The 6,674-nt window shown below is 56.9% G+C and carries 4 protein-coding genes and 3 pseudogenes; 4 read left to right on the forward strand and 3 right to left on the reverse strand.

Annotation, left to right across the window (positions count from 1 at the left end; translation table 11 throughout):
* Positions 1–74: 74 nt before the first annotated feature.
* The 3 genes and pseudogenes from AWB65_RS33760 to AWB65_RS33765 form a co-directional block, all read right to left on the reverse strand.
* Positions 75–338: pseudogene (locus tag AWB65_RS33760) on the reverse strand (IS30 family transposase); the annotation flags it as partial.
* A gap of 715 nt (positions 339–1,053) precedes the next feature.
* The gene (locus tag AWB65_RS36095; RefSeq protein ID WP_125474290.1) at positions 1,054–1,416 is read right to left on the reverse strand and encodes a hypothetical protein; all 363 of its coding nucleotides are present in this window, start codon (positions 1,414–1,416) and stop codon (positions 1,054–1,056) included.
* Between the two features lie 107 nt (positions 1,417–1,523).
* Positions 1,524–1,781: a hypothetical protein gene (locus tag AWB65_RS33765; protein WP_087671139.1), complete on the reverse strand. Its 258-nt coding sequence runs from the start codon at positions 1,779–1,781 to the stop codon at positions 1,524–1,526.
* 442 nt (positions 1,782–2,223) lie between these two features.
* Here AWB65_RS33765 and AWB65_RS37460 point away from each other — a divergent pair.
* The 4 genes and pseudogenes from AWB65_RS37460 to AWB65_RS33785 form a co-directional block, all read left to right on the forward strand.
* Positions 2,224–2,390, forward strand: a pseudogene (locus tag AWB65_RS37460) (IS6 family transposase); the annotation flags it as partial.
* Positions 2,390–2,566: pseudogene (locus AWB65_RS37465) on the forward strand (ISNCY family transposase); the annotation flags it as partial. The pseudogenes AWB65_RS37460 and AWB65_RS37465, both read left to right, overlap by 1 nt.
* An 802-nt stretch (positions 2,567–3,368) precedes the next feature.
* Positions 3,369–4,493, forward strand: coding sequence for a VIT1/CCC1 transporter family protein (locus AWB65_RS33780; protein ID WP_087671140.1), 1,125 nt, complete (start codon positions 3,369–3,371; stop codon positions 4,491–4,493).
* Between the two features lie 169 nt (positions 4,494–4,662).
* Entirely contained in the window at positions 4,663–6,576 is a 1,914-nt protein-coding gene (locus AWB65_RS33785) for a bifunctional DedA family/phosphatase PAP2 family protein (protein WP_087671141.1), read from the forward strand.
* Positions 6,577–6,674 lie beyond the last annotated feature (98 nt).

The raw sequence follows: 6,674 nt of genomic DNA on the forward strand, positions 1-6,674 counted from the left end.
CATGTCCCGCTTTCGCTGGCAGTACCTGCCAGCTGTGACCAGTATCACGGAAGGCGGGACGGACTATCTATATTAGGTAAATATTGACGAAGCAATCCGTTGGTGTTTTCGCAGGTCCCGCGCTGCCAGGGGCTGTGCGCGTCGCAGATGTAGACGCGCACGCCAGTGGCAGCAGCGAGTTCTTGATGCCGCAGCATTCCTTTTCCCTCGTCGTAAGTGAAGGTTTGTCACAACGGGACGGCAAATCGAGTTGAGTTTGGCAGAGAGGCCCGCTAAAGCGGAGGCGGCGGTGGCGTCTTCCATCTTGGCGAGCCGACCAGTCGGCTGGGCCGTTCGACCCCGGCGGAACAGGGGACGTTAGCGAATCAGACTTGGCCGGGCAGTAGTTCAACAATGCGATACTCACGCTGCTTCAGAGAACTACCACCGGCGGCCGAGGAACTATTCATCAGCGCTCAAGTCGACTCGGCACAGCCGTTTCCTCCGCTGCTAGGCAACTGCGCACCATCTTTACGTAAAGCGGATCTGCGTATCGCCGCTCGAAGTATTCCACGAGCGTCTCGCCTCGGATACTTCGCAAACGCACCCCAATCGAAACACCAGTGAAAAGTGTTTCGGTGCGTAGGCTGATCACTCCATCGCTACGGCGACGCTTGAGCGCGCGGGTGGCGCGATCCCAGCGAGATGCAATGCAGTTAGCTACCGACGCGACCGGAGCGTCGGAGCGTCCCGTGAATCGAGGTGACATCGAGAAAACGCTGTCTTGCCGGGTGCAAGCGCCCAAAAGAAGACCCAGGCAAATCACTGCTACGGTTCGTCGCGTCGACATCGGATGTCCTCCGTGGCACTTGAGCAGTCATGCGCCAGCGCTTCTGTCCACCAGATAGAACCCGTTGTACTGCGGCGCAGCGCGACTACTTGATCAACCTCTTTCCAGAGGAGAAGATCGCTGGGATTTCGCGAATGGTTGCGACAACGAAGGCAAAGCTTTACGGATTGGGAGGCACATCATGACAGACCGCGAAATCCCGCGACGCATCGCAATCGACTTCATTAACCAGGAGAAATATCCCAGCGCCTTACCCAATAATTGACCGGTTCAGTTGGAATCCGCAGAAGAACGGCAGATGGATCCGCTACCCCGTCGTCAGCAACAATGCACGCGCGGGTGCCGTCATGCAACATCTTGACTTGCTGCGTAGGCATCAGGCTTGCAATACGCGAGGCCACTATAGGATGAATTGCAGAAAACACGTCATAGCTGATTGCGGCGGGGACGTCTCCCGCCACCTTGACGCTGTTTTGTCGCTCGCAGACGTTGGGATTCGCAATGCCCGCATGGCAGACGAGAAGGCTCGAAGACAACAAGATCGCTCGAACCAAGTTCCTCGGTACGTAACTGGAATTTTCTGTCATTCTGGTGTGTATCCTCCACTTTTTGAAACATCGTAGTCTCTAAACATTCGCCTTTGCGCCCTATCGATTCAGCGCGTGCAAAGCAGGCATACCGCGAGAGGTGGTATTTATTTCCAAGAGGGTCTCCCGTACACGGAGATGTCGAAGTCTCCTTGATCCGTCAACGCTCGGCACCTGTAGGGGCACTGCGCGTGCTCCAACAACCGCTGCCAACGCTTCACGAGAGCGGACTCGGTGGTGACGAGCGCGACATAATCGATACTGTTGCTACCCACTCTCGTCGCGAGCTTGACCGGTCCGGCGCCGACGATTGGTAACAGTTGAACGTCGTTCTTGCGCACCTGCAGTTCAAAGCGATCAGTCATCTCTCGCTCCATTGCTCAGAGATAACGCACTGCATCCTCAAGTCCGCTTCCGCGTCCAAAGAATGAGCTTTGAAGCCACGCTGTGCGCCACCAGATACTGGAAATCAACAAGATGCAAGAATACCTACTTTATTGGGCTAGCCTGCAGGACATCTTCAGCCAGAGGAAGTTCCGCTTTTACGACCCGGGGTAAATCCGGACGTGCACATACACCGTGGCACCGTCCAGCGTACTTGCGCAGGTCGGCTGCCGATAGCGTGCGTGCTGCGGCATTCGCGGATCGATGGCTTCCCTCCGTTTATCCTACGGCCAGCTGTCTCTATGCGATGGCCTATGAGCGTGGCTACCGCAACAGCCCTGACCTCCTCAGGCACGGTTCTGATGCAGAGGATCGGCGAATCGGCTAGAGTTTGTCGGAGCAAAACGAAGATGATGACCTGCGATGAGCAAGCTGAAAAGGCTGGAGGAGTTGTTCGGTGGACGCCATTTTGATGGGGAGATCATCATTCTGCGTGTCGTCGGTACCTGCGCTACGAGCTCAGCCTACGCGATTTGGTCGCGATGATGGCCGAACGGGGTTTGTCGCTGGCTCACATAGCGGTCCCGCGCGCTTTGCCAAGCCGCCGAGAAGCGACTATGACGGGCATCGTTCACTGCGCGCCGACGAGAGTCTAGAACGGGCGCTGACGTGGCGCGAAGCGCGACGGCTCACCAAGGCGCTCACGGTGCAGTACGACCGCGTGCTATATCTACTGGAAGATACCGACGCGAACCGCGCGCTGATCCACTAAATTCGTTCCTGGTGCTTGACGAGCGTCATGCGCAGCGACTTCCGCTTTATTCCTTCATTGCTATACGCTTATGAGGTGAGACATCGTTTGTGTTCTGCCATCATAGCGAAGCGCTTCCCGTCCGTGTATCCGTTTCTCGCCGCTGGTTTCATTTGGTCGCTGTCACCCGTTTATCAAGGTCCGACATTTCCCTGTTCACGGTCGCGGCATGTCAGCGCTCAGCTCCATCCGAACGGGTTGCCTGATCCCCGAACGTAAAGGTACGATTGTCTCGTGGAACGTGGCGCAATGCGCATAGGAACATATTGAGGCGCAGGCGTTCTTTTTCGAGCTCGACGCCGGCCACGTGATCGACGGCGCGCAAGGCGGAAACAGCTCGGTGGGTCAACGATTCTTGCGCACCAAACTTCGAGGCGGTCGGAGTCTCGGTGGCCCGCGATGGGCTTGAGCCTCCTATGAGATAGTAGCCTGTCCACGCTCATGGAATCCTTCGCGATGCCCGCGCCCCACCGTTCCCACCGCCTCGTTCTTCGCGACTCGGTGTTGCAACGCATGCTTTGAATGGGCGGGGAAAGAGTTGTTCGCAATATCGACCAATAAATCCTCAGAATTGCGTAACCATTGCTTCGTTCGGGCGAACAGTGAAACGACCAGTCGTCCGCTGTAGTTCGTGGGTCCAAGTGTACGTTGAAGAGAACATATTGAAGTGTTTCTATTCTCATTCAGATTTGTGCGGTGGTAAGTCCGTACAATTTTGCCGAGTTTCGAGTCTGCGAGTATTGCGATGGGTGATTAAATGAACTCTGTACAAGAACTCAAAAGGTTTCGGGCGAATCTCGCCGACGAACTTCATAGTGCGGCAATCTACGAAACATTATCGCGGGTGGAAAAGGACCCTTCCCGAAAGCAGATCTTCGGCGAACTCGCGGCATCCGAGCGAATGCACGCACGCGTTTGGGCAGACAAGCTCACTGCCAACGGTAGGAAGGCGAGGTCGGGCTTCAATACCAAGACGCACCTGATGAAGGGACTCGTGCATTTGCTGGGACCACGCTTCGTCCTGCCGTCGATCGCAGCCGCCGAATTCGCCGACAGGAATAAATACGCAGGCAACCCAGATACGGCCCGAATGTCAGAAGACGAGCATCGACACGCGAACGTGGTCCAACAATTGGCCAATGCAGGCAACCCACCTGCTGCGCAGGGGGTCGATATCGCGCAGTCGGAGTCTTGGCACCGAGGCGTTGCCTCGGGCAACGACCTGCGTGCGGCGGTGCTGGGAGCGAACGACGGGTTAGTCTCCAACTTTTGCTTGATCATGGGTGTCGCGGGCGCAGGGACAGGCAATAAAGCTATCTTACTAACGGCACTCGCTGGGCTTATTGCGGGCGCCTGCTCGATGGCGCTGGGTGAATGGCTATCAGTGACAAACGCGCGCGAGCTCGCGCAGTCGCAGGTCTCGAAGGAACAAAACGAACTTGAGCATAGCCCGGAGTCAGAGGAGCACGAACTGGCGCTAATCTACAGAGCAAAGGGTTTAAGCGCAGACGACGCGAAGCGTTTTGCATCGAAAATCATGCAGGATAAGGACAAGGCTCTCGACGTGCTCGTTCGCGAAGAACTGGGCATTGACCCCGCAGAGCTAGGTGGGAACCCGTGGTCGGCCGCCGGCGTTTCGTTTTGCCTTTTCGCGCTCGGCGCAATTTTCCCGGCCATGCCATATCTGTGGTCATCCGGCATGAGTGCCAATGCGCAATGCATTAGCTTCAGCATCTTCGCATTGGCGGCAATAGGCCTTTTCACATCGCTTTTCAATGGGCGCAGCGCGGGATTTTCGGCAGCCCGGCAAGTTCTTGTTGGTCTGGCGGCAGCGGCGTTCACATACGGCGCGGGATGGGCTCTTGGAGTCGCAGTATCTTAGCTATTTCGAACACGCGAACGGCGATTTATGAGCGCCAGGTAATAAGCAAAGGTCTGCAGGAACTCCTTCCGACTCCGGCGGCGTGTTCACCCGTGCAGCCAGCAACTTGAAATGTGACGCATGCATCGCTTAACAATCGCTTCTCCGATAGCCTACAAATGGGAAATTGATGGAGCATGCCTACGTCCACTTGTTGGATTTGCTGGCCGGACATCCGGCATGGACGCTCTTGGTCGTCTTTCTGGCGGCATTCCTCGAAGCCATCGCGGTTATCGGAACTTTCGTTCCGGGAAGTACTGCGATGTTCCTGGCCGGTGCACTGGTAGGAACCGGCTCGCTCAACCTTGGGTGGGTGTTCGCATGGGCAATTGTCGGTGCGATCGTCGGAGACGGAATCAGTTACTGGCTTCGCAGCCGCTACAAGAAGAAAATTGTCACGGTCTGGCCTTTTCGAAGACACCCCCGGACGCTCGACGCGGGACGCAGCTTCTTTGAGAAGCATGGCGCGAAAAGCGTAGTGTTGGCCCGGTTCATCGGCCCGTTGCGGGCAATTGTGCCCGTGGTTGCGGGGATGTTGGGCATGACTCCGATGCGCTTTTATGTCATGAACATCCTTTCGGCGCTGCTTTGGGCCCCCGCCCATATTCTGCCGGGCGTGATATTTGGTGCATCCGTTCAGGTCGCGGGCGTCGTTTCGTTTCGGCTTGTCGTTATCATCGCGTTGCTGGTCGGGATCGCTTGGCTGTGCATCCGCGTCACACGCTTTGCTTTGTCGCACGCGAGTGCCTGGGTGAATGATGCGGGGCTTAGCTTGACGATTTGGGCCGGTCTCCACGACGGTTGGGCAGGTCGCGTGATCATCCGGGTGCTGAATCCCGACCGACCCGTTGCGGGACCCGTCGTGGCTGCCTCTCTCACTGTGCTTCTTTCTTGTTGGCTTTTCTTTGGTATCCTGCAGGACGTTATCAGCGGTGACCCGCTCGTAGTGGTTGACAGGTCTGTCTACCACTTCCTTCAATCTGTGCGTACGCCTTGGGGTGATTCCACCATGGCGGGCCTCGCGACGCTCGGCAGTGTCATCACGCTGTTAGCGCTGGTCATAACAGCGACGCCGTGGATGGTTTGGGAACGCCGTTGGCGCACGCTGGGCTACTGGCTTGCTGCGATTGTCTTTTCACAGCTTCTGACAGTAACCCTCCAATTCGCCATCCACCGCGCTCCGCCAGAGACACTGAATTGGGGAGCATACGCGTTTCCGAGTAATCACGTAGCTGCGGTGGTCACCATCTATGGGTTTATCACCTTCCTGCTTGCGCGACGGGTCGGTACGCTGGCGGGCGTTTTCGTCGTGTCCACAAGCACCGTCGCCGTAGCCTGCGTGGCTCTCGCCGGGCTATATTTCGGTCGGTTCTGGTTCTCCGATGCCGTTGGAGGCGCGGCGCTTGCTTTGGTATGGGTTTCGGTTGTCGCTTTTGCTGCCGTGCTGCGCAAGCCGGTCGTGCCGCCGTCGCGTGGGTTCATGCCTGCCGTCATTTTAACGGTGGTCTGCGTCAGTGTCGCTGTTCAGTTTGATGTCGGTGCTCCGACGATGAAATCCGACAGCGCGCTGAATGAGGGCCGCCTCATCGCGACAACGTCGCAATGGACCAATACCTTGTGGCAGAGTTTGCCTTGCTATCGTTCCGATATGGAAGGCGATCGCAAGGAACCTTTAGCCATTCAGTGGTCCGCGAGCATCGATGAGATAGAGGCTAGCCTTCGAACCCAAGGTTGGGTCAATGGAGCGAAGTTCTCTGCTCGCAGCTTCGCCTCTCTAGCCTCGCCTAAGGCTTCAGCAATGACCCTGCCGGCGCTGCCGGTACTAAACAACGGCGTACCTTCGTCGCTCGTCTTGATACATCCCGGCAAAACGGACCGCGAACGCGATGTATTGCGCTTGTGGCCCACTGGTTATGCCATTGAGAAACCAGGAGCGGGACCAGCGTCGGCCGAGCGCCTTTGGATCGGGTCGTTAGTACACGAGCGGTTATATCGCATATCATGGCCAATCAACATGCTAAGAGACGGTTTCAAAAAGACATGAAGGGGGCTGTTAACTTCATGCACATGCTGTAATGGGATGGTCACCCCCGCCTCTCAGCGGGTAGGCTGGAGTTAATTTCCACCGGAGGCCATTTCCAT

Origin of the sequence: Caballeronia humi (genome assembly GCF_001544475.1) — a bacterium.
Classification (GTDB): Bacteria; Pseudomonadota; Gammaproteobacteria; order Burkholderiales; family Burkholderiaceae; genus Caballeronia; species Caballeronia humi.

Coding starts and splice junctions, on each gene's coding strand:
- AWB65_RS36095 (WP_125474290.1), bottom strand. CDS start 1,416: ATGACAGAAAATTCCAGTTACGTACCGAGGAACTTGGTTCGAGCGATC.
- AWB65_RS33765 (WP_087671139.1), bottom strand. CDS start 1,781: ATGACTGATCGCTTTGAACTGCAGGTGCGCAAGAACGACGTTCAACTG.
- AWB65_RS33780 (WP_087671140.1), top strand. CDS start 3,369: ATGAACTCTGTACAAGAACTCAAAAGGTTTCGGGCGAATCTCGCCGAC.
- AWB65_RS33785 (WP_087671141.1), top strand. CDS start 4,663: ATGGAGCATGCCTACGTCCACTTGTTGGATTTGCTGGCCGGACATCCG.